Origin of the sequence: Pseudomonas sp. MWU13-2100, assembly GCF_023242365.1 — a bacterium.
Classification (GTDB): domain Bacteria; phylum Pseudomonadota; class Gammaproteobacteria; order Pseudomonadales; family Pseudomonadaceae; genus Aquipseudomonas.
Window position 1 is genome coordinate 140,848 of record NZ_JALLIX010000003.1, and the last position, 21,862, is coordinate 162,709.

Consider the following 21,862-nt stretch of genomic DNA (forward strand, 5'->3'; position numbering starts at 1 on the left):
CGTGCTCTGCGTAGGGCATGCGCAGTGTGCGCTCTTATTCAACAGGTACAAGCAGATGATGCACTGGCATATCGTGTGTGACTTCGATGGGACCATCTCCCGCACCGACGCGATCGACAACATCCTTGAGCGTTTTGCCGACCCGAGCTGGGAAAGCATCGAGCAAGAGTGGCTGGACGGTCATATCGGTTCGCGTGAATGCCTCAGCCGCCAACTGGCGCTGGTCAAGGCTTCGCCAGCTGATTTACTGGCGTACTTCGACACCATCGATATCGACCCGGACTTCCCGGACTTCGTCGATCATGTCATGGGCCTGGGCGCCTCCATCGAAGTGGTCAGCGACGGCATCGAACAAGGCATCGCGCGGATCCTCTCACGCAACTATGTGACCTTGCTGCCGATCCTCGCCAACCGCCTGCGCCAGGTCGACCACAATAGCTGGCGCATCGATTTCCCGTACTCCAGCGACGCCTGCCGCGCCGCCTCCGGCAACTGCAAATGCAAGTCCGCGCCCAAGGGCAAACGCATCCTGGTGATCGGCGACGGTCAATCGGACATGTGCGTGGCCGGCACCGCCGACTTCGTCTTCGCCAAGGGCCGCCTGGCCGAGCATTGCGAACGCAACAACATTCCTTACGCGCGCTTCGACTCCTTCGCCGAGCTGCCGGCCATGCTGGCCCTGCTGCCGAACGACATCGCGGCGAACGCCGGCAACTACTCTATCGATCTTGAACAACAGGAACTCTTCCACCATGTCTGATATTCGTATCGCTACAGCCGAAGACCAGGTGCTTCTGGAAAAAGAAGCCAAATATTGCTCCTACGGCGATACAGTTCACTACATCGAACCACCGCGCATTTTCAGCCGCTGCGAAGGTTCCTATGTCTGGGACACCGAAGACCAGGCCTACCTCGACCTGCAAATGTGGTACTCGGCGGTCAACTTCGGCTACGCCAACCCACGCCTGAACAACGCCCTGAAGAAACAGATCGACACCCTGCCGCAGATCGCCAGCCAGTACCTGCACAAAGGCAAGATCGAACTGTCGGAAATGATCGCGGTCGACGCCAAGAACAAGTTCGGCCTCGACGGTCGCGTACACTTCAACGTCGGCGGTTCGCAGTCTATCGAAGACTCGCTGAAAGTCGTGCGTAACGCCACCAACGGCAAGAGCCTGATGTTCGCCTTCGAAGGCGGCTACCACGGCCGTACCCTGGGCGCGTCCTCGATCACTTCGAGCTACCGCTACCGTCGCCGCTACGGCCACTTCGGCGAGCGCGCGCAGTTCATCCCGTTCCCGTACCACTTCCGTGGCCCGAAAGGCATGACCAAAGAAGAATACGGCAGCCACTGCGTACAACAGTTCGCCCGCCTGTTCGAAACCGAATACAACGGTGTCTGGGACCCGAAAGTCGGTTCCAGCGAATACGCCGCGTTCTACGTCGAGCCGATCCAGGGCACCGGCGGCTACGTGATCCCGCCGATGAACTTCTACAGCGAGCTGAAGCAGGTTCTTGACCAGCACGGCATCCTGATGGTCGTCGATGAAATCCAGATGGGCTTCTGGCGTACCGGCAAGCTGTGGTCGATCGAACACTTCGACGTCAAGCCGGACGTGATCGTCTTCGGCAAGGCGCTGACCAACGGCCTGAACCCGCTGGGCGGCATCTGGGCCCGTGAAGAACTGATCAACCCGAAGATCTTCCCACCAGGCTCTACCCACTCCACCTTCGCCTCGAACCCACTGGGTACGGCCGTTGGTCTGGAAATGTTCAAGATGACCAGCGAAGTCGACTACGGCGCCATGGTCATGGCCAAGGGCAAGTACTTCCTCGAAGGCCTGCAAGAGCTGCAGAAACGCTTCCCGATCATCGGCGACGTCGATGGCCTGGGCCTGGCCCTGCGCTGCGAAATCTGCACCACCGACGGCTTCACCCCGGACAAGGCCACCCTGGACTACATGGTCGAGGAAGGCATGAAGGGCGACATGGTGGTTGACGGTCAGAAACTCGGCCTGATCCTCGACGTGGGCGGCTACTACAAGAACGTGATCACCCTGGCACCGTCGCTGGAAATCAGCTACCCGGAAATCGACCTGGGCCTGAAACTGCTCGAACAGTTGCTGAACCGAGCCATGAAGCGGTGAACATGACACCTATCGATCTGGGCGAAGGCGATGCTGGCTTCGTACTCGGCTCGGGTCCGGTCGGGATCCTGTTGATCCACGGCCTGACCGGCACCCCGACGGAACTCCGTCGGGTGGCCCAGGGCCTGGCCAAGAAGGGCAACTGCACGGTATACGTGCCGACCCTGGCCGGGCACTGCGGCGGCAACGAAGACCTGCAGGCCACCGGCTGGCTGGACTGGTATGAAGGCGTACGCAAGACGTTCGTGGCGGTGAAACAACGCCACGAACAGGTTTTCGTCGGCGGTCTGTCCATGGGTGCGGTGATGTCCATGTACATGGCCTCCGAGCACCCGGGCCAGATCGCCGGGCTGTTGATGTATTCGACGACGCTGCGCTACGACGGCTGGAGCATTCACAAGCTGGCGTTCCTGACGCCGTTACTGATGAAGATCCCGTTCGGCGTGCATATCTGCCGTTTCGAGGAAAAGCCGCCGTATGGCATCAAGAACGAACGCCTGCGGGCCATCGTCGAGCGCCAGATGAAAGCCGGCCAGAGCAGCGATGCAGGGCTGTTGACCATGGAAGGCATCACCGTGCGCGAACTGCACCGGATGAACGCCGTGGTCATGCGCCGCATGCCATCGATCAAGACCCCGGCCCTGGTGATCCACTCCATCGAGGACGACATCACCAGCCCGTGGAACGCCGACTACGTCGAGCGTCACCTGGGCGGTCCGGTGACCAAGGTCATGCTCGACAACTGCTATCACATGATCACCGTCGACCTGCAATACAAGGAAGTGATCGAGCTGAGTGCCGACTATGTCGAGCGCTTGAGCGGCATCTCGAGCGAGCCTGAAGTGCAGCGGCAACAGGCCTAAGGAAAGACCCGTGATCAGCGCCCAAGCCTTCTCGACCATCGAGGCTATCGACCGTAACGCCTGGAACGATTGCTTTGTCGGCGTCCTGGAGAATTGGGAGTACTACCTGGCGGTGGAAAAAGCCGGCATCGAAGACTTTGAATGGCGCTACCTGGCGCTATTCGAAGACGGTCATTTGCTGGCGGTCGCCCCCGCCTTCCTGACTTCCTACAAACTCGACACCACGGTGCAGGGTTTGGTGAAACGCATCACCGGCGGGATCAATCGATTCCTCCCGGGGCTGCTCGAATTTCCGCTCTACGCCATCGGCTCGCCGGTGGCGGAGCGCTGTACGGCCGGGACGGCCAGCCATGTGCCGCCGGCACGGCGCCAGGCCCTGCTCGAACAGTTGCTGGCCCTGGCCCACGATGACGCCCGGCAACTGGGTATCCGCCTGATTGCCGTCAAGGACGCCCCCAGCGACGACCACGACTGGCGTCGCAGCTGCAAGGCCGCCGGCTACCAGGCCATGTCGAGCCTGCCCAATGCGCTGCTGCCGATCCCGTTCGGCTCCATCGACGCCTACCTGGGCACCCTGGACAAGACCACCCGCAAGGACCTGCGACGCAAACTACGGGCGCCGGGACCACGGATCGAATGGCGACACAACATCGACGACGTGCTGCCACGGATCATGGAGCTGTACCAGGCAACGCTGGCGCGCAGCGAACTGCAATTCGAACGGCTACCGGCGGGTTACTTCACCCATGTGCTCGAACACATGGACGAACGCGCGGCCTGCGTCCTGTACTGGACGGGTGATCGCCTCGTGGCGTTCAACCTGGTGCTGTTCGACAGCGAACGCCTGATTGACAAGTTTTTCGGTCATGAGGTGAACCAAAGCCGCGAACCCAACCTCTATTTCCGCAACTGGCTGGCCAATGTCGAGTACTGCATTCGCCACCGGATCCCGGTCTACGAGTCGGGGCAGGCCGGTTATGCCAGCAAGATTCGCCTGGGGTGCAGCTTCCAGGGCAACAAGATGTTTTTCCATCATCGCAACTGGCTGATCAACAATGTCCTCAGAGGGGTAAAATTGTTGGTTCGCCCGGATCGATTCGACCCTGCCATGTCTGCTGCGATAAGCGAAACCTGATGACCAACACGCCAGAACGCCGCCGGAAACGACGCCCCTTCTCGATCTCGCGCTGGAGCGTGCAACGCAAGTTGTTGCTGGCATTCTGGCTGGTCAGCGTGATACCGACCATGATTGCCGCGGAACTGGCGGCCACCACCCTGTCGCAGATTTTCGACAGCAACGTGCGCATCTGGCTGCAAGAGTCGACCAAGGTGGTCAAGGACGAAATCAGCGAGATCAAGCGTTCCAACGCTCGCGTCGCGCAGTTGTTCCTGCTCTACACCCGGCCGCCCAGCTCGCACCGCGCCGCCAAGCATGACAAGCTGACCGCCGACATCGCCGATGCCATGGGTATCGACCTGGTGGCACTGGTCCGCAACCAGGACCACAAGGTGGTGTTCACCACCCAGCCGGATGACGTTGTCTCGCAGATCAGCACCGCGCCCAACGCCGTGCTGCAAACCATTCAGATCGCCGGCGTGACCACCGGCGTGGTGGTCTCGACCTTCGACACCACCCAGGACGGCGTCGACTACCAGATGGTCATCGCCACTTACCTGGACAGCAGCTTCCTCAACAGTGTCGCCGACGTGCACTCCCTGGACCTGCGCCTGTACCTGGCCAACCCCCAGGGCTTTTCCGAAATATTCTCCACCCAGCGTTTCGAAGACCACCCCAGCAACATGCCCGACAGCATCACCGAAACCCTGCGTGAAACCCGCCAACCCAGTGAGGTTTTCACCCCCCGTTACAGCGGGCTGTACTGGCCGATCTTCAACGATACCGGCGACCTGCAGGGGGTGATTTTCAGCGGCCTGCTACGCCATACCAGCCTGGTCGGCCTGGTCAACCAGAGCAATCTGTTCATCCTGATCTTCATGCTCGGTTCGGTGCTGTCGCTGAGTGTCGGCTGGCTGGTCTCGCGGCGCCTGACCCTGCCCTTGCGCGGCCTGGCCGAAGGCGTCAGCGCGGTGATCTCCGGCGACTACAGCAAGCGTATCCCGGTGACCGGCAGCGACGAGCTGTCGGAGCTGAGCCACACTTTCAACCACATGACCGAACGCCTGGGCGAACTGCATCACCTCGAAGCCCAGTTACGCCGCCGCGACCGCCTGCACGCCCTGGGCGAAGTCGCCATGGGCCTGGCCCACGAAATCCGCAACCCGCTGGGCATCATCAAGACCGCCACGCAGTTGCTGCACCGGCGGGCCAACCTGCCGGACACCGACAAGCGCCACCTGGAATATGTGATCAGCGAGGTCTCGCGGATCAACGACCTGATCACCGAATTCCTCGATTTCGCCAAACCCAGCACACCGATTCGCGCGCTCTACCCGGCCCGCGAGCTGGCCGAGGAAATCCTCGGTTTCTGCGCACCGGAACTGGCGATCCACAATATCGACGCGCAGATCGACGACCAGGCGCCCGGCGCCACCCTGTATGCCGACTCGCGGCAGCTGAAACAGGCCTGCCTGAACCTGATCCTCAACGCCATCGACGCCATGCCCAAGGGCGGGCGCCTGACCATTGGCATTGCCAAGGACCCGCGCTATACCATCATCAGTGTGACCGACACCGGCCAAGGCATCGAGCCGGACATGATCGAGCGCATTTTCACGCCGTTCGTCACCACCAAGGCCTCAGGCACCGGCCTGGGCCTGGCGAAGGTCTATTCGATCATGGAAAACCATGACGGGCGTATCGAGTGCATCAGCGAAAAAGATGCCGGCGCGACCTTCAACCTGTACATTCCGGCCCATGGCGGCGACCTGGACCACGAGGAAGACGAAGATGACGCATAACGTCCTGGTGGTCGATGACGAGCCCAAGCTCTGCGACCTGCTGAGCTCGGCACTGAGCCAGAACGATATCCGGGTCTTCACCGCCGGCAACGGCCTGGAGGCCCTGGCGGTGCTGGAACAGGAAGAAATCGACCTGGTCATCAGCGACTGGCGCATGCCCGGCATGGACGGGCCGCAGTTGCTCTCGGAGGTCAAGCTGCGTTTCCCGCAGTTGCCGGTCATCGTGATGACCGCCTACAGCACGGTGAAGAATGCCGTGCAATCGATGCGCAACGGCGCCTTCGACTATATCGCCAAGCCGTTCGACATCGACGAACTGGATATCACCGTCAACAAGGCCCTGCAATTTCGCGACATCCTGCGGGACAACGCGCGCCTGCGCGCCGAACTCGACGAACATCAGCAGATCGACAGCCTGGTGGGCGACAGTCCGACCTTCCGCCGGGTCCTGCAAGCCGTGGACTCGGTGCGCGAGAGCAACGCCACAATCCTGCTGACCGGCGAAAGCGGTACCGGCAAGGAAATGGTCGCCCGGGCCATCCACAAACACGGCAACCGCGCCGACATGCCGTTTGTCGCGGTCAACTGCGCGGCGATTCCCGAAGGCTTGCTGGAAAGCGAGATGTTCGGGCATCGCAAGGGCGCCTTTACCGGGGCCGTCGCCGACCGCGTCGGGCGCTTTATGCAGGCCGACAAGGGCACGCTGTTTCTCGATGAAATCGGCGATATGCCGTTGGCGTTGCAGGCCAAGATCCTCCGCGCGCTACAGGAGCGGATCATCGAGCCGGTGGGCGATCCGCGCGAGCGCAAGGTCGACGTGCGAGTGATTGCCGCAACCAACAAGAACTTGCTGCAAGCGGTGGCCGACAAGGAATTTCGCGAAGACCTGTATTACCGCCTGAACGTCTTCCCGATTCCCCTGCCCGCCCTGCGTGACCGGGTCGAGGATATCGCCCCGCTGGCCCGGCATTTCGCCCACACCCTGGGCGCCACCGCCGGCAAGCGCATCGATGGTTTCAGTCCGGAGGCCTTGCAGGCGATGCTCAACTACCCGTGGCCGGGGAATATCCGCGAACTGCAGAACTGTGTGGAACGGGCGACCATTGTCGCGACCGGGCACGTGATCGAAGAAAGCGACCTGCCGGCTTATCTGTTCGAGTCGACAGCGCCGCGCAGCAATCCCGCGCCCCTCATCGCCCCCGGTCTGCCGAAGGACCTCGATGCGGCCCTGGCGGACGTCGAGAAGGCCTATATCCTCGCGGCCCTGCAGGAAAGCAATGGCGTGCAAGCGGCGGCGGCGCAACTGATCGGGATTTCCGAACGCAGCTTCTGGTATCGCCTGAAGAAGCTGGCGATCCACGTCGACAAGATCATCCGCTGACTTCATCTGGAAAACACCGCACAACCTGTAGGAGCCGGCTTGCTGGCTCCTACAAGACAGCGATCCTTCAGAGCTGTGCCCAGCGACTGACATCGCCCTGATGCAGACGCAGGTACGGCAGCACCGCGGCCAGCAACGGCGCCTTGAACGCCTCCTGGAAACGATGGGCCATCCCCGGGACCAGCACCAGTTGACTGCCCTGGATATGCGCCGCCAGGTGCACGCCGTGCATCACCGGCAACAACGGATCGGCCGTACCATGGACCACCAGGGTCGGTACCCGCAGTTGATTGAGCAACGGCACCCGACTCGGCTCGGCGAGAATCGCCATGATCTGACGCTTCACCCCCTCCGGATTGAACGCCCGGTCATAGGACGCCGCCGCCTGCTGCAACAGCTTGCGGCGATCATCGCGCACCTCGGGGCTGCCCAGGGCGGCCAGCAGGTCGGCCTGCTGCTCAATCGCCGCCTCACGGTTCGGCGCGCCGCGCCGCGAAAGCAACTGAACCAGCGCCGCACTCGGCGCCGGCAGGCCCTCGGCACCGGAACTGCTCATCACCAGGGTCAGGCTCTCGACCCGCTCCGGCGCCATCGCCGCCACGTGCTGGGCGATCATGCCGCCCATGCTGGCGCCGAGCACATGGAACTGCCGGACCTGCAACGCATCCATCAGGCCCAAGGCATCGCCGGCCATATCGGTCAGGGTATAAGGCGCCGCCACCGGCAAGCCGAGCTTGTAGCGCAGCACCTCGAAGGTCAGGTTGGCGCTGGCCGGCGCCTGGCGCCAGGTGGACAGGCCGACATCGCGATTGTCATAGCGAATCACCCGGAAACCCTGCTGGCAGAGCGCGACGACTACTTCGTCCGGCCAGTGGATCAGTTGGCCGCCCAGGCCCATGACCAGCAGCAAGGCCGGATCCGAGGCACGTCCGATGCTCTGGTAAGCCAGGCTGACGTTTTCCAGATCGACCCGCTGGGTCGGAACATTGACATCACATCTTGAAGCCGCAAAAGACGGCAGGCCGAACAGCAGTGCGGCCAGAAAAATTACTACACGCATGAAAACACCGAAACGCAGAACCCCATTGAGGCGCGAGTTTGATGTTATTTGTTCAATGGTGCTGCCACAGTTCCGTGACAGTTTGATGAAGATTGCCGGGCGGTGCCTGCGCAGGCGGACTCTCGGACCGACACCGACTCCCACAAATTTGCCTCCAGCCAGTGCCAGCACAATGGTCGACAGCCAAGGCAACATGAGACAAACTCATACCATGACCGTCATTCACAAAATCTACTCATGGAGCCACAGGTGCTGGAAATCCGTCACTTGAAAACCCTTCACGCGCTGCGCGAGGCCGACAGCCTGGTGGAAGCCGCCGAGCGTCTGCACCTGACGCAGTCGGCCCTGTCCCACCAGTTCAAGGAGCTGGAAGAGCGCCTGGGCATGCCGCTGTTCGTGCGCAAGACCAAGCCGGTGCGTTTCACCAGCGCCGGGCTGCGCCTGCTGCAACTGGCTGACGCCAGCCTGCCATTGCTGCGTGCGGCGGAGCGGGATATCGCGCGCCTGGCCGGCGGCACCGCCGGCCGCCTGCACATGGCGATCGAATGCCACAGTTGTTTCCAGTGGCTGATGCCGACCATCGACCAGTTCCGCGATGCCTGGCCGGAAGTGGAACTGGACCTGGCCTCGGGTTTTTCCTTCGCCCCGCTGCCGGCCCTGGCCCGTGGCGACCTGGACCTGGTGGTGACCTCCGATCCGCTGGAGCTGGTGGGTATCACCTATGTGCCGCTCTTCACCTACGAGGCCATGCTCGCGGTCGCCAACCAGCATGCGTTGGCCAACAAGCCCTATATCGTGCCCGAGGACCTGCTCAAGGAAACCCTGATCACCTATCCGGTGGAACGCGATCGGCTGGATATCTTCACCCGCTTCCTCGAACCCGCGGACATCGAGCCGGCGCAGGTGCGCACCTCGGAGCTGACGGTGATGATGATGCAACTGGTGGCCAGCGGTCGCGGGGTCTGCGGCATGCCGCACTGGGCCTTGCACGAATACAGCTCGCGAGGTTACGTGAAGGCCAAGCGGTTGGGTGAGAAAGGCCTGTTCGCCACGTTGTATGCGGCGGTTCGCACCGACATGCTCGATGCCCCCTACATGCGCGACTTCCTGCTGACGGCCAAGGACACTTCGTTCTCGACGCTCGATGGGGTCAGCGCGGTGCGCTGAAGCCGCTCAAGCGTCATCGGTTCGAAGGGGATCAGCCGGCGTTTGCGAGCGAAGCACGATAAAACGGCAGGATCAGGTCCCGCGTCAATGGTGCGAGGAGCAGGCCGCCATCGCCGATGGGGTCGATCCAGGCCACCTCCTCGATCTCGGCCGCGGGCTCCAGCACCACGCCGCTCTCCACCCGGAACAGCTCGGCCACCACCTGGTAACCCGGCTCGTTGGCCGCCGCTGCCGCGAACTGGCCGAGGTAGGTGGCGGCAGCCGTGTCGATAAGCAACCCCAGTTCCTCTTCCAGTTCACGGGCCAGGGCCTGCACCGGTTGCTCATGGGCTTCGATCTTGCCACCCGCCTGCATGAAGGCCTGGGTACCGCGTTTGCGCACCAGCAGGGTACGGCCGTCGGGACCGATCAGCAGGGCGGCGGCAATTCGGATCGTTTTGCAGGTCATGGGGGTCACAGCGGCCTCGGGAAAAGGCCGCAGGATCACATGGGCGACGCGGGTGTTGCAATCATGCGAAAGGCGCGGAACCTGTGGGAGCGGAGCTTGCCCGCGAAGCTTCGGGCGCTCTCAAGGGCCTCTTCGCGGGCAAGCTCCGCTCCCACACAAGCTCCGCTCCCACACAAGCTCCACTCCCACACAAGCTCCACTCCCACACAAGCTCCGCTCCCACGCAAGCTCCGCTCCCACGCAAGCATCGCCCCACGAAAGCCCCGTGTTATTCGGCCTGCTCCAGCAACGCCAGGATTTCTTCAGGAATCTTCACGAACACACTGTACTTGGCACCTTCCATGGACTCGAAGGCAATCAGCTTATCCACCAGCGCCGCGCTGAGCAGCTTGCCGGCGTTGAGCAGGAGCATGCCGTTGTCGGCATTGAGGTTACGCGCCAGGATCATTCCGGCCACCAGCTCGCGGGTGCACAGGACCTTGACCGAAGGGTCGCCCAGGGTCACGTCGCTCAGGTAGTCGGCGCAAACCTTGACGAAGTCCTCGACCAGGCCCGGATCGTAGAGCTTGCCGGCGTACTTGCGAATAAACAGCAGGGCCTCGTCGCTGTTCATCTGCCGTTCGAGAATCAGGCCACGCTGCAACTCGATGAAGTCCACCGCCAGCTTCAACACCCGCGATCCCAGGGGAATCGCCTCGCCCCGGAGGTGGTCGGGAAACCCGCTGCCGTCCCAGCGCTCCTGGTGATGCAGAATCAGCCGGGCCGCATCCTGCATCGGCTCCAGGGTCATCAACAGCGACTCGCTCTGCTTCGGATAACCGCGATAACGGTCGCGATCGGTGTGGTGCAGCAGATCGGCCGGCGCCCCCATCATGCTGTCGGTCCAACTCATCTTGCCGATGTTGTGCAGGGCCGCGGCCATGGCCAGGTCACGGCTGGCCGCTTCACTCATGACATGAGCCTTGCAGTAGACCTTGACCAGATCGATGATCGCCCGGTTGGTCTGCTTGTCCTTGGGCAGGCGCCACTCGACCATCCGCGAGAACACCTCGGCCGTGACGGCGTAGCTGCGCTTGAGTTCTTCATAGGCCAGGTCAAGCATATCGGCGGTCTGCTGGACTTCGCTGGTGCGCGCGATCACGCGCTTTTCCAGGGTCGCGTTGAGCGACTGCAACTGCCGGTTCTGCTCGTGGACCAACAGCTGCAGGCGCTGGCGCTCACGTTCGGAATGCTGGAAGGCCAGGCCCTGAGTGATGGTCATCAACAGCTCTTCATCGTTCCAGGGCTTGCTCAGGTAACGGTAGATCCGCCCTTCGTTGATCGCCTTGGCGATCATGTCCAAGTCAGCGTAACCGGTCAGCAGGATCCGCAGGCAGGCCGGATACAGCTCATGAATCCGCGCCAGCAGGCTGGCACCGTCCATGTTCGGCATGCGCGCATCGCTGATCACCAGGTCGATGGGCTGCTCGGCCATGATCTCCAGGGCACGGGCGCCGCTGTCGGCGAGGAACAGCTCGTAACCCTGGCTGCGCAGCAAACGGCGCAGACTGTTGAGGATCGACTCTTCATCATCGACCAGCAGAACACGGGGTTTGATCACGACATCAACTGTGGATTCATCCATGGAGCACCTCATGTCTGCGTCGGGCTTGGGTCCAGGGACCTTTGAATAGCCGGCAGTCCCTGTCTTTTGCGCTAAGGGTAGATGTTCGACCATCAATTGGCATCATGTTTATCAGCAAATCATCTCAAGCCGATCTATGCTGCAAGCAATCTAGCGCGCCACAGCAGGCGTGGTTATCAGGAAAGGAACTCCGCATGAGCTCGGTACATCCCGCTGTCAGTGTGACCGGTGCCTTGCGATGAGCAGCGCGTCCGAGCGCGCCAATCGGCGCATCCTGATCATCGACGACACCCCGTCGATCCACGTGGACTTCCGCAAGATTCTCTGCCCCGAAAACCTCGAAGACGACCTGCAAAGCGCCGAGTTGGCCTTGTTCGGCGACAGCCTCAACCGACAGGAGCAACCGTTCGACCTCGATTCGGCGTTCCAGGGCCAGGAAGGCCTGGCCAAGGTCGAACAAGCCCTGCTGCGGGGGCAGCCCTACGCCATGGCCTTTATCGACATGCGCATGCCGCCAGGCTGGGATGGCCTGCAAACCCTCGAACGGCTCTGGCAAGTCGACCCCAAGCTGCAAGTCGCGCTGTGCACCGCCTATTCCGATTACTCCCTGGAAGAGATGAGCGAACGGGTCGAGATGGGCGATCGCCTGCTGATCCTGAAGAAACCTTTCGACGCCATCGAAATTCGCCAACTGGCCAGCACCCTGAGCGTCAAATGGCAGATGACCGAAGACGCCGCACTGAAAATGGACCAGCTCGAACAGGCCGTGGAAGCACGCACCCGCGAGCTGTCCGACGCCAATATCATCGTCCAGAACAGCCCGACGCTGCTCTATCGCCTGCGCGGCGAACCGTCGTTCCCGCTGATGTACATCTCCCACAACATCACCAAGTTCGGGCACGTCGCCGAGGACCTGCTGGCCTCGGCCGACTGGGCCGCGGAGCTGATCCACGGCGACGACCAGGAGAAGGTCGACGCGGCCATGGCCAAGGTCCTCGACAAGGACGCCGAGGGGGCCTCGATCGAGTTTCGCCTGCGTACCGGCGACGGTCAGTGGCGCTGGGTGGAAAACCGCTACGTACCGGTCCGCGACCCGGAGGGACGCCTGCTGGAAGTCGAAGGCATCATCATCGACATCACCGAACACAAGCTGGCCGAAGAGAAAATCGCCCTGCTCGCCCGCACCGACGGCCTCACCGGATTGGCCAACCGCTCGACCCTGATCGAGCGCCTGCACCAGAGCTTTGCCGGCGCCCGGCGCGGCGCCTCGCCGTTCGCGGTGTTCTACCTGGACCTGGATCACTTCAAGCGCATCAATGACACCCTCGGGCATCCGGTGGGTGACCTGCTGCTGCAGGAAGTCTCCCGACGCATCCAGAGCTGCACCCGGGAAAATGATGTGGTGGCGCGCTTGGGCGGCGATGAGTTCGCGGTGCTGCAGACGGAAATGCTCGACCCGACGCAATCCGGCACCCTGGCGAGCAAGATCCTCAAGGCCCTGGCGGAGCCCTACCAGCTGGACGGCAATGAAGTACGGATTTCGGCCAGCATCGGCATCAGCACCTATGCCGTGGACAGCGAAAGTGCCGACAACATGCTGGTCCAGGCCGATATGGCGCTGTATCGCTCCAAGGACAGCGGCCGCAACCAGTACCACTTCCATTCCGAGGAGATCAACCAGGAAGTCATCGACCGGGTTGCCATTACCCAGGACCTGAAAAAGGCCATCGAACAGAACGAACTGGAGCTGCATTACCTGCCGGAAGTCGACCTGGGTAGCGGCAAGATCCTCGGCATGGAGGCCCTCGTGCGCTGGAACCACCCCGAGCGCGGCATACTCGGCGCCGACCAGTTCATCCCCGCCGCGGAAAAGACCGGCACCATCATCGCGCTGGGGCGCTGGGTGCTGGAGCGGGCTTGCCGGCAGATGCACCAATGGCGCAAGGACGGCATGGCACCGCCGGTGATCGCCATCAACCTGTCGCTGGCCCAGCTCAAAAGTGGCAGCGAACTGATTCACGACGTGCTCGAGACCACCGGCAAATGGGGGCTGTCGCCCGCGGACCTGCAGTTCGACGTCACCGAAGCGACCCTGGCCCACACCAAGTGGACCCAGAACGAGGTGCTGCCCAAGCTGCGCGAACTCGGTGTGAAGATCGCCATCGATGATTTCGGCACCGACTACTCGTCCTTCGACTACCTCAAGACCTACCGCGTCAATCACCTGAAGCTGGCCCAGTCGCTGATCAACCACGCGACCCAGGACGCGGAAAGCGCCACCACCCTGCGGGCGATCATCAACTTTGCCCGGGAGGTGGGCATCGGCATCATTGCCGAAGGCGTGGAAACCCAGGAGCAACGCCATTCATTGATGGCCACCGGTTCGCCGATGACCGCCCAGGGCTATTACTTCAGCCAGGCCGTCGACAGCCATCGTGCCAGCGAATTGTTGCACGCCGGCCATATCACCCCTCGCCCAACGCCGGAGATCCAACCATGAACCGCGCAGCCGGTGCCGCCAACAAGCGCATCCTGATCATCGACGATACCGCGTCTATTCATCAGGACTTTCGCAAGATCCTCGGGCCTGAGCAGGAGGACGAACTGAGCCTGGACTCCACCGAGCATCTGCTGTTCGGTACCACTCGCCCGCAGCGCCAGAACTTCGAGATCGACTCGGCCTACCAGGGGCAAGAGGCACTGGAGCTGGTCAAGCTGGCCTTGGCCGCCGAACGCCCGTATGCCATGGCCTTCCTCGATATGCGCATGCCGCCGGGCTGGGACGGCCTGGAAACCATCGAGCAACTGTGGGCGGTCGATCCAGAGCTGCAAATAGCCCTGTGTACCTCCTACTCGGATTACTCCTGGGAGTCCATGGACGAACGCATCGCCTTCGGTGACCAGATGCTGATCCTGAAAAAGCCCTTCGACGCCCTGGAAATTCGCCAGCTGGCCAGTGCCCTGACCTGGAAGTGGCAACTGGCGCGGGACATCGCTTCGAAGATGGCCAATCTGGAACAGACCATCGAGAAGCGCGTCCAGGAGCTGCTGCAGGTTTCCCGGCTGCTGCAATTCGATGTACTCACCGAACTGCCCAACAGCACCCTGCTCGGCGACCGCCTGGGCCAGGCGATCGCCCTGGCTAAACGGCACGGCGAACAAGTGGCGGTGATGTTCGTCGGGCTGGATCGCTTCAAACGCATCAACAATGCCCTGGGCTATCCGGCGGGCGATGAAATGCTCAAGCATGTGGCCGCCTGCCTGGTGGGAGCCTTGCGCCATTCGGACTCGGTGTTTCGCTACCGCTCCGATGAGTTTGTCCTGATACTGCCCGAGTTCATCCATCCGGGACAGACCCGTGGCACCGCCGAGAAAGTCCTCCTGGCGATCAATACCCCCCATGAAACTGCCGGGCATGACCTGCGAGTCACTGCAAGCCTGGGTATCAGCCTCTACCCCGGCGACGGCGAGGACCCGCTGGTGCTGATCAAGAAAGCCGAAGCGGCGATGCGCAATGTCAAGGAACAGGGCGCCAACAACTTCGGCTTTTTCATCGAAGACCTGAACCTGCGGGCCCGCGAGCAGCAATCCATCGAGTCCGGTATTCGCCGGGCCCTGGCGCGCAACGAGTTCGTGCTGCACTACCAACCCAAGCTGGACCTCAAGACCGGCACGGTGGTCGGTGCCGAGGCGCTGATCCGCTGGCAGCATCCCGAACGCGGCCTGCTCTACCCCACGGACTTCATCCCGGTGGCCGAAGACAGCGGCCTGATCGTCCAACTGAGCAGTTGGGTGTTGCGCCAGGTCTGCCTGCAAGGTCGGGCCTGGCAGGATCAGACCCGCGAGCCGCTGATCCTGTCGCTTAACATCTCGGCCATGGACTTTCGCCAGCGCGATTTCCTCGACGGCATCCGCCAGGTGCTGGTAGAAACCGGCATGGAGCCGACCCGGCTGGAGCTGGAAATCACCGAGAGCGTGTTGATGCAGAATGTCGACCACACCATTGCAACCCTGAGAGCCATCAAGGCCCTGGGCATCCGCCTGGCCATCGATGACTTCGGCACCGGTTACTCGAGCCTCAGCTACCTGCAACGTTTTCCCGTCGACGTGCTGAAGATCGACCAGTCGTTCGTCCGTGACCTCAATGGCGACAGCAACGACGCGGCGCTGGTGAACGCGATCATCAGCCTGGGCAAGAGCCTGAACCTGAACATCATCGCCGAAGGTGTGGAGACCCAGGATCAACTGGCCTTTCTCAAGGCCCATGACTGCGAGGAAGGCCAGGGTTACTACTTCAGCAAGGCGGTCGAAGCCGAGACCTTCCTGCGCTTGTTGCAGGACAAGCGCTTCGAACGACCGGCACAGGGCTGATCCCTGAACCCGCCTCTTTTGCCAAGGACACACTCATGACGCCTCGCGCATTGCTGTCGTTGCTGGCGAGATCGCTCGCCTGCTGCGGGATATTGTTCAGCACACACCTGGTCGCCGCACCGCTGGACGAACCGCTCAAGCCGTTGCCGGATATCCCGGTGCAGGATCCGCGGAAAGTCGAACTGGGTCGCCAGTTGTTCAATGAAAAGCAACTGTCGATGAATAACACAACGTCCTGCGCCAGTTGCCATCATCTGGAGCGGGGCGGGGCGGACGATAAACCCTATTCCATCGGTTTCCAGGGTGGCAGCCTGGGCATCAACACCCCGACCGTGTTCAACGCCGCGCTGAACTTCAAGCAGTTCTGGAACGGTCGCGCCGAGACCCTGGAGGAGCAGATCGAGGATGTGGTGAAAAGCCCGATAGAAATGGGCAACAGCTGGCCCCACGTGGTCGAGACCCTCAACCAGGCCCCGACTTACCAGGCGGCCTTCCGCGAGGCCTATACCGATGGCGTGACCATCGCCAATGTGCAGAATGCCCTGGCCAGCTACGAGCGCAGCCTGCTGACGCCCAACTCGCGTTTCGACCAGTACCTCAAGGGCAACACCGACATCCTGACCCTCGACGAAAAATACGGCTACCAGCGCTTCAAGGACTACGGCTGCATCGCCTGCCACCAAGGGGTCAATATCGGCGGTAACATGTTCCAGAAATTCGGTGTGATGGGCGACTACTTCAAGGCCCGGGGCAACCCTACCGAGGCCGACCTGGGGCGCTTCCTGGCGACCGGGAAAGAGGAGGACCGTTATGTATTCAAGGTTCCCAGCCTGCGCAACGTCGCGCTGACCGCCCCGTATTTCCACGATGGCTCGGCCAAGACCCTGGAAGACGCCGTTCATGTCATGTTCACCTATCAACTGGGACGCGTCCCTTCCACTGAGGACATCCGCCTGATCGTGCTGTTTCTCAAGACCCTGACCGGCGAACTGGGGGGCAAGCCGCTATGAAGGTGACCAGTAGTGTCCTGAACCGGGTCGTCCTGCCGCGCCTGGCTGTCCTGCTCACCTCGGTCCTGGTGTTTCTGTACCTCATGGCCGACGCCGACGCGACCCTGGACTATGCCCACTCCCGCGATCTGATCAACCAGGTCAAACAACTGGATGCGCAATGGGGTACCGAAGTCCTCAAGGCCAGGATCGCGGTAACGCGCAATTACGACCCATTGGTCAGCCCCCCGCAGGAAATACACAAGCTTTTACAGACGTTCACGCCTATCGCCCCCGGCCAGGCCCGGCAGATCACCGAAGCCTGGAAGGACCGCCGGGAAACCCTGACCCAAGCCCTCGACGAAAAAGAGCGATTGGTCGAACAGTTCAAATCCCGCAACGCGATACTGCGCAACTCCCTGGGCTTCCTGCCGACCGCCGAAGACGATATCCAGCGCCAGCTCAGCGCGCTTCAGGACCAGGACAAGTTGATGCTCCAGGACACCTCCAACGACATCTACGACCTGCTGCTCAGCACGCTGGAATTCGCCCAGAGCACCACCGAGGAACGCAGCCACAACATCGAATTGGGGCTCAATCAGGTGATGATCGACACCGAACGCCTGCCCTCCTCATTCAAGGAGCCGGTGCAGATACTGCTCAACCACGTCAACCTGATCCTGCACGAACAACCCCAAGTCAACTCACTGATTGAAGAGATCGACGCCGTACCGGTCTCCGAAAGCCTGGATGCCATCACCGACCAATTGAACCGGGAGCAACAACAGGTCGACGGCCTCAATCAACGCCACCATTTGTACCTGCTGATTTTCTCCGGCCTGCTACTGGTCCTGCTGCTGTACCTCGCCAGCCGCCTGATCCGCAGTTATGCCGAAATCAACCGGGTCAACCACGCCCTGCAAGCCGCCAACACCCACCTTGAGCAACGCGTGGAGCGGCGCACCCGCAGCCTGCGCGAAGCCCAGAGCGAACTGATGGAATCCGCCCGTCTGGCCGGCATGGCCGAGATCGCCACCAACGTGCTGCACAACGTTGGCAATGTGCTCAACAGCGTGAATGTCTCCGCCGACCTGGTGGCGCGCAAGCTGCGCGGCAGCAAAACCCAGGGCCTGGCCAAGGCAGTGACGATGATCAACGAACACAAACACGATCTCGGCGAGTTCATTACCAGCGACGAACGTGGCAAGCTGTTACCCGGGTATCTCAACCAACTGGTCGAGGCCATTGCCGCGGAACAACAGAGCATGAGCGACGAACTGACCCAGTTGAGCAAGAGCGTCGACCATATCAAGGACATCGTCTCGACCCAGCAATCCTATGCCGGGGTCTCGACCATGGAGGAGCCGCTGCATATCCGGGATCTGCTCGAGGACGCCCTGCGCATGAACTCCGGCGCCCTGAACCGGCACAACGTCACGGTGATCCGCGAGTACGACAACGTGCCCCAGGTGATGGCCGACAAGCACCGTTTGCTGCTGATCCTGATCAACCTGATCAGCAACGCCAAGCAGGCCATGGCCAACCTCGCCGACCGTCCGCGGGAGATCACTCTGCAAGTGCGGGCGATCGAGAACAACATCTTGCGCATCAGCGTCAAGGACGCCGGCGAAGGTATCCTGCCGGAAAACATGACGCGGATCTTTGCCCATGGTTTCACCACCCGCAAGGACGGCCATGGCTTTGGCCTGCACAGCTGCGCCCTGGCCGCGATCGAAATGAAAGGGCACTTGACCGCCCACAGCGACGGCCCTGGAAAAGGCGCCGTCTTCACCCTCGAATTGCCCTTGAAAACTGCCGTGGGGGCTGTATGAACACACTCCGCAATCGCCGTATCCTGCTGGTCGACGACACCCCATCGATCCACGAGGACTTTCGCAAGATTCTCACCCCAATGGTCGATGAGTCGCCGGACCTGGACCTGATGGAAGCCGCGCTGTTCGGCCAGGAGGTCAAGACCGGCAACGTCCTGCCGTTCGAACTCGACTCCGCCTATCAGGGCCAGGAAGGCCTGCAAAAGGTCGAACAGTCGGTGGCTTGTGGAAAGCCCTACGCCCTGGCCTTCGTCGACATGCGCATGCCCCAGGGCTGGGATGGTGCCGAAACCATCGAGCACCTGTGGCAGGTCGACCCCAACCTGCAAGTGGTGGTCTGCACCGCCTACACCGACTATTCCTGGGATGACCTGCTGGAACGCCTGCACGGTCACGACCGGCTGGTGATCCTGAAAAAGCCCTTCGACAACATCGAAGTCCAGCAACTGGCCAACACCCTGACCAACAAATGGGAAATGACTGAACGCGCCAACCTGCAAATGCACCGGCTGGAAGAATTGGTCGAGCAACGCACCCAGGCCCTCACGCAGACCAGCCTGGCCTTGCAGCATGAGATCGACGAACGCAAGCAACTGGAAGGGCAGCTTGTTCAATCGGAGAAACTCGCCTCCCTTGGCCAACTGGCGGCCGGCGTGGCCCATGAGATCAACAACCCCATCGGCTTCATTTCCTCGAACCTGGGGACCCTGGAAGGCTATTTCGGCAAGCTGCTGGAAATGCTCCAGGCCTATCAGGGCGCCGAGGAAGGGATCGCCGCGCCCGAGTTGCAGGCACGCTTGAAGGAGCTGCGCGAACGGGTCGAGCTGGATTTCCTCGAAGAAGACATTCCGTTGCTGATCAAGGAGTCCAAGGAGGGCATCGGTCGGGTCGGGCAGATCGTCAAGGACCTGAAGAACTTCTCCCGGGTCGACTCGAACCAGGAGTGGCAATGGAGCAATCTGCAACAGGGCATCGAATCGACCCTGAACATTGTCGCCAACGAACTCAAATACAAGGCCGACGTGGTCAAGGACTACTCCGGACTGCCGGAGATCGAGTGCCTGGCGTCGCAGATCAACCAGGTCATCATGAACCTGGTGGTCAACGCCGCCCAGGCCATGGGACCGGAGCGCGGCACCATCACCCTGCGGGGCGGCAGCCTGGGTGAGCGGGTCTGGCTGGAAGTGGCCGACAACGGCTCGGGCATGGCGCCCGAGACCGTGCAAAAGATCTTCGACCCGTTCTTCACCACCAAGCCCATCGGTCAGGGCACGGGCCTGGGCTTGTCGCTGTCCTATGGCATCGTGCAGAAACATGCCGGGCAGATCAGTGTGCGCAGTGAGCTGGGGGTGGGCACCACGTTCAGGATCGAGCTGCCGGTCCGCCAAAACAAAGCCGCCTAACCTCCCGACGAGTCCGAACCAAAGGAAACCGTATGAGTCTGTCCCTGCTGAGCCGCTACGCCTTCTTTACCGGTTGTGTGATCTTCACCCTGGCCAGCCTGCCGTTCCTGGCGCATGACTGGCTCTGGCCCTTCACCCTGGTGACCGGCCTGTTGAGCCTGCTGGGCCTGTTCGACCTGCTGCAAAGTCCCCACGCGGTACGCCGCAACTACCCGATCCTGGGCAATATCCGTTACCTGGTGGAAGGCATCCGCCCGGAGATCCGCCAGTACCTGCTGGAATCCGATAGCGATGCCCTGCCCTTCTCCCGGTCGCAGCGCTCGCTGGTGTATTCGCGGGCCAAGAACGAAAGCGCCGACAAACCCTTCGGCACCCTGATCGATGTGTACCAGGGCGGTTTCGAATTTATCGGCCACTCGATGCGCCCGGCGCCGCTGAGTGACCCGAGCAGTTTTCGTGTGATCGTCGGTGGCCCGCAGTGCAAGCAACCGTACTCGGCCTCGGTGTTCAACATTTCGGCGATGAGCTTCGGTTCCCTGAGTGCCAACGCCATCCGCGCGCTGAACCAGGGCGCCAAGCTCGGCAACTTTGCCCACGACACCGGCGAGGGCAGCATCAGCCCCTACCACCGCGAGAACGGCGGCGACCTGACCTGGGAACTGGGCAGCGGCTATTTCGGCTGCCGTACCGCGGACGGTCGCTTCGACCCGGAACGCTTCGCCGCCCAGGCGCAGAGCCCGCAGGTGCGGATGATCGAAATCAAGATGAGCCAGGGTGCCAAGCCCGGCCATGGCGGCATCCTGCCCAAGCACAAGGTGACGAAGGAGATCGCCGAGACCCGTGGCATCATGATGGGTGAAGACTGCGTCTCGCCGTCGCGGCACAGCGCGTTTTCCACCCCGATTGAAATGATGCACTTCATCGCCCAACTGCGAGAGCTGTCCGGCGGCAAGCCGGTGGGCTTCAAGTTCTGCCTGGGTCATCCGTGGGAGTTCATGGGCATTGCCAAGGCCATGCTGGAAACCGGCATCCTCCCGGACTTTATCGTGGTCGACGGCAAGGAAGGCGGTACCGGCGCCGCGCCGGTGGAGTTCACCGACCATATCGGCGTGCCTATGCGCGACGGCCTGCTGTTCGTGCACAACACCCTGGTGGGTTTGAACCTGCGGGACAAGATCAAGCTCGGCGCCAGCGGCAAGATCGTCAGCGCCTTTGACATCGCCAGCGTGTTGGCCATCGGTGCCGACTGGGCCAACTCGGCGCGGGGCTTTATGTTCGCCATCGGCTGCATCCAATCGCAGAGCTGCCATACCAACAAATGCCCGACCGGTGTCGCGACCCAGGATGCCCTGCGCCAACGAGCCCTGGTGGTGCCGGACAAAGCCCAGCGGGTGTTCAACTTCCACCGCAATACCTTGAAGGCCTTGGCCGAGATGCTTGCGGCGGCGGGGTTGGAGCATCCGGCGCAGTTGGAAGCCAAGCATCTGGTCCGGCGGATGTCGGCGACCGAGATCAAGCTGTTCTCACAGTTGCATGTGTTCCTCAAGCCGGGTGAATTGCTGACCGGCGAGGTCAATGGCGAGTTTTACTCGCGCATGTGGCAGATGGCACGGGCGGATAGTTTCGAGTCCCAAGAGATGGCCGCCGCGTAAAGAGCA

Annotated in this window: 16 protein-coding genes; 13 read left to right on the top strand and 3 right to left on the bottom strand. The window is 61.9% G+C overall.

What is annotated here, in order from left to right; all coding sequences use genetic code 11:
- Nucleotides 1–55: 55 nt before the first annotated feature.
- The 6 genes from M5B99_RS03645 to M5B99_RS03670 are packed head-to-tail and all read left to right on the top strand — an operon-like array spanning nt 56 to nt 7,310.
- Nucleotides 56–760, top strand: coding sequence for an HAD-IB family phosphatase (locus M5B99_RS03645; protein ID WP_100944506.1), 705 nt, complete (start codon nt 56–58; stop codon nt 758–760).
- The gene (locus tag M5B99_RS03650) at nt 753–2,147 is read left to right on the top strand and encodes an aspartate aminotransferase family protein (protein ID WP_177102779.1); all 1,395 of its coding nucleotides are present in this window, start codon (nt 753–755) and stop codon (nt 2,145–2,147) included. The genes M5B99_RS03645 and M5B99_RS03650 overlap by 8 nt, the downstream gene beginning before the upstream one ends.
- Complete coding sequence (locus M5B99_RS03655; protein WP_248802687.1) at nt 2,144–3,010, top strand: alpha/beta hydrolase; 867 nt, start codon at nt 2,144–2,146, stop codon at nt 3,008–3,010. The genes M5B99_RS03650 and M5B99_RS03655 overlap by 4 nt, the downstream gene beginning before the upstream one ends.
- Nucleotides 3,011–3,020: 10 nt before the next feature.
- Nucleotides 3,021–4,145, top strand: coding sequence for a GNAT family N-acetyltransferase (locus tag M5B99_RS03660; RefSeq protein WP_248802688.1), 1,125 nt, complete (start codon nt 3,021–3,023; stop codon nt 4,143–4,145).
- A complete protein-coding gene (locus M5B99_RS03665; protein WP_248802689.1) occupies nt 4,145–5,929 on the top strand; it encodes a sensor histidine kinase in 1,785 nt (594 codons plus the stop codon). The genes M5B99_RS03660 and M5B99_RS03665 overlap by 1 nt, the downstream gene beginning before the upstream one ends.
- Nucleotides 5,919–7,310 (top strand): sigma-54-dependent transcriptional regulator, encoded by a 1,392-nt coding sequence (locus tag M5B99_RS03670; protein ID WP_248802690.1) that lies wholly within the window; start codon nt 5,919–5,921, stop codon nt 7,308–7,310. Before M5B99_RS03665 ends, M5B99_RS03670 begins: the two co-directional genes overlap by 11 nt.
- Before the next feature lie 67 nt (nt 7,311–7,377).
- Here M5B99_RS03670 and M5B99_RS03675 read toward each other — a convergent pair whose 3' ends face one another.
- The gene (locus M5B99_RS03675) at nt 7,378–8,370 is read right to left on the bottom strand and encodes an alpha/beta fold hydrolase (protein ID WP_248802691.1); all 993 of its coding nucleotides are present in this window, start codon (nt 8,368–8,370) and stop codon (nt 7,378–7,380) included.
- A 249-nt stretch (nt 8,371–8,619) separates the two neighbouring features.
- On the opposite strand from M5B99_RS03675, the gene metR reads away from it, so the two are divergent.
- Entirely contained in the window at nt 8,620–9,537 is a 918-nt protein-coding gene (gene metR, locus M5B99_RS03680; protein WP_248802692.1) for a transcriptional regulator MetR, read from the top strand.
- A gap of 31 nt (nt 9,538–9,568) precedes the next feature.
- Here metR and M5B99_RS03685 read toward each other — a convergent pair whose 3' ends face one another.
- Nucleotides 9,569–9,985 carry an NUDIX hydrolase gene (locus M5B99_RS03685; RefSeq protein WP_248802693.1) on the bottom strand — a complete coding sequence of 139 codons (417 nt, stop codon included), beginning with the start codon at nt 9,983–9,985 and terminating at the stop codon, nt 9,569–9,571.
- Between the two features lie 268 nt (nt 9,986–10,253).
- Complete coding sequence (locus M5B99_RS03690) at nt 10,254–11,609, bottom strand: HD domain-containing phosphohydrolase (RefSeq protein WP_248802694.1); 1,356 nt, start codon at nt 11,607–11,609, stop codon at nt 10,254–10,256.
- 238 nt (nt 11,610–11,847) lie between these two features.
- On the opposite strand from M5B99_RS03690, the gene M5B99_RS03695 reads away from it, so the two are divergent.
- Genes M5B99_RS03695 through M5B99_RS03720 form a run of 6 tightly spaced genes read left to right on the top strand, consistent with a single transcriptional unit; the run spans nt 11,848 to nt 21,856 of the window.
- Entirely contained in the window at nt 11,848–14,109 is a 2,262-nt protein-coding gene (locus M5B99_RS03695) for an EAL domain-containing protein (protein ID WP_248802695.1), read from the top strand.
- Nucleotides 14,106–15,980, top strand: a complete 1,875-nt coding sequence (locus M5B99_RS03700) for a putative bifunctional diguanylate cyclase/phosphodiesterase (protein WP_248802696.1) — start codon at nt 14,106–14,108, stop codon at nt 15,978–15,980. Before M5B99_RS03695 ends, M5B99_RS03700 begins: the two co-directional genes overlap by 4 nt.
- 35 nt (nt 15,981–16,015) lie before the next feature.
- Nucleotides 16,016–16,990, top strand: a complete 975-nt coding sequence (locus tag M5B99_RS03705) for a cytochrome-c peroxidase (RefSeq protein ID WP_248802697.1) — start codon at nt 16,016–16,018, stop codon at nt 16,988–16,990.
- The gene (locus M5B99_RS03710) at nt 16,987–18,801 is read left to right on the top strand and encodes a DAHL domain-containing protein (RefSeq protein ID WP_248802698.1); all 1,815 of its coding nucleotides are present in this window, start codon (nt 16,987–16,989) and stop codon (nt 18,799–18,801) included. Before M5B99_RS03705 ends, M5B99_RS03710 begins: the two co-directional genes overlap by 4 nt.
- Complete coding sequence (locus M5B99_RS03715; protein ID WP_248802699.1) at nt 18,798–20,204, top strand: ATP-binding protein; 1,407 nt, start codon at nt 18,798–18,800, stop codon at nt 20,202–20,204. Before M5B99_RS03710 ends, M5B99_RS03715 begins: the two co-directional genes overlap by 4 nt.
- A 32-nt stretch (nt 20,205–20,236) precedes the next feature.
- Nucleotides 20,237–21,856, top strand: a complete 1,620-nt coding sequence (locus M5B99_RS03720; RefSeq protein ID WP_248802700.1) for an FMN-binding glutamate synthase family protein — start codon at nt 20,237–20,239, stop codon at nt 21,854–21,856.
- Nucleotides 21,857–21,862: the final 6 nt, after the last annotated feature.

What these genes read in the sequence shown, in the direction of transcription:
- M5B99_RS03670 (WP_248802690.1), top strand. Translation starts at nt 5,919, where the DNA reads ATGACGCATAACGTCCTGGTGGTCGATGACGAGCCCAAGCTCTGCGAC.
- M5B99_RS03690 (WP_248802694.1), bottom strand. Translation starts at nt 11,609, where the DNA reads ATGGATGAATCCACAGTTGATGTCGTGATCAAACCCCGTGTTCTGCTG.
- M5B99_RS03720 (WP_248802700.1), top strand. Translation starts at nt 20,237, where the DNA reads ATGAGTCTGTCCCTGCTGAGCCGCTACGCCTTCTTTACCGGTTGTGTG.
- M5B99_RS03695 (WP_248802695.1), top strand. Translation starts at nt 11,848, where the DNA reads ATGAGCAGCGCGTCCGAGCGCGCCAATCGGCGCATCCTGATCATCGAC.
- M5B99_RS03705 (WP_248802697.1), top strand. Translation starts at nt 16,016, where the DNA reads ATGACGCCTCGCGCATTGCTGTCGTTGCTGGCGAGATCGCTCGCCTGC.
- M5B99_RS03650 (WP_177102779.1), top strand. Translation starts at nt 753, where the DNA reads ATGTCTGATATTCGTATCGCTACAGCCGAAGACCAGGTGCTTCTGGAA.
- M5B99_RS03685 (WP_248802693.1), bottom strand. Translation starts at nt 9,985, where the DNA reads ATGACCTGCAAAACGATCCGAATTGCCGCCGCCCTGCTGATCGGTCCC.
- M5B99_RS03645 (WP_100944506.1), top strand. Translation starts at nt 56, where the DNA reads ATGATGCACTGGCATATCGTGTGTGACTTCGATGGGACCATCTCCCGC.
- M5B99_RS03715 (WP_248802699.1), top strand. Translation starts at nt 18,798, where the DNA reads ATGAACACACTCCGCAATCGCCGTATCCTGCTGGTCGACGACACCCCA.
- M5B99_RS03710 (WP_248802698.1), top strand. Translation starts at nt 16,987, where the DNA reads ATGAAGGTGACCAGTAGTGTCCTGAACCGGGTCGTCCTGCCGCGCCTG.
- M5B99_RS03675 (WP_248802691.1), bottom strand. Translation starts at nt 8,370, where the DNA reads ATGCGTGTAGTAATTTTTCTGGCCGCACTGCTGTTCGGCCTGCCGTCT.
- M5B99_RS03700 (WP_248802696.1), top strand. Translation starts at nt 14,106, where the DNA reads ATGAACCGCGCAGCCGGTGCCGCCAACAAGCGCATCCTGATCATCGAC.
- M5B99_RS03665 (WP_248802689.1), top strand. Translation starts at nt 4,145, where the DNA reads ATGACCAACACGCCAGAACGCCGCCGGAAACGACGCCCCTTCTCGATC.